A 1,070-nucleotide genomic window follows, 5' to 3' on the forward strand; every position below is an offset into this window, starting at 1 on the left:
CTAGTGCTGTGACCGGGAAGGTTCGCCGGGTTGGGTGGTCAGGCCGCGGTGGGTAGGGGTCTGCCGCCCCAGCGGAGGCCTCTTTCGCTGCGGATTCGGGCGCGTTCGCGTCGTTGGGCGGCGAGGACGTCGGGGTGGCGGGAGTTCTGGTTGCGCCAGCGGAGGTAGGCGTGCAGGGCCCGGGTCTGGACGGTGTGGTTGGGGTGGTTCGAGTTGGCCAGGGTGAACTGTCGTAGCGGTCCGAAGTGTGCCTCGATGGGGTTGGCCCAGGAGGCGTAGGTCGGGGTGAAGCACAACTCGACCTTGTTCCGGGCCGCCCACCTGCGGATTCTCCAGTTGAGGTGGGCGGAGAGGTTGTCGAGGATCACGTAGATCGGGGCGCCGTCCGGGCGGGCGGCCCGGATCGTTCTCAGGGCGGCCCAGGTGTGGTCGATGCCTTTGCGGCGCCGGTTGATCCCCCACATCTGGTCGTCGCCGACGGAGTAGCAGCCGTGGAAGTAGGTGATTCCGTGGGTGCGCCGGTAGGTGGCCGGCAGGCGGTCGGGCCGGGTCTGTTCTGCCCAGCAGGAGCCGGCAGTGGGGCGGATTCCCAAGGGCCCGAACTCGTCGAACGCGAACGTGCGGTCCGGCCGTTCGTTGATCGCGTACTCGATCCGGGCGAGCTTGGCGTCGAAGGCCGCATCCGGGGACTCCTTCCAGGTCTTGGTGCGCTGGAAGGAGATCCCGCGGCGGGTGAGTAAGCACCGCAGGGCCTCCCGGCCGATGAGGACGGGGCGGGCACGGTGGCGCCGTAGGTGATCGGCGAGCTTTCGGATCGACCAGCGGGTGAAGGGCTTGCCCAGCACGGTCGGGCGAGTGGTGGCCGTCTGGACGACGAAGTCCTCGTCGTCACGATCGAGAAGGCGGGGACGGCCTCCCGCCCAGCGAGGGTTCAGGCATGCGAGCCCGATCTCGTTGAACTTGTGGATCACGTCACGGACGGTGTCCTCGTCCGCCTGGACCAGGCGGGCTATGACCGGGACCGTGCTGCCGCCGGCTGAAGCCAGCAGCATCATCGCCCGCCGGAACCG

1 protein-coding gene is annotated in these 1,070 nt (G+C 68.8%); it reads right to left on the reverse strand.

Features of this window, described 5'->3' with window-relative positions; translation table 11 throughout:
- Positions 1–38 precede the first annotated feature (38 nt).
- The coding region (locus AB0F82_RS38605) for an IS630 family transposase (protein ID WP_362636487.1) at positions 39–1,070 on the reverse strand (1,032 nt) is incomplete at its 5' end.

This window comes from Streptomyces virginiae (assembly GCF_040638905.1).
Lineage (GTDB): Bacteria > Actinomycetota > Actinomycetes > Streptomycetales > Streptomycetaceae > Streptomyces > Streptomyces virginiae_B.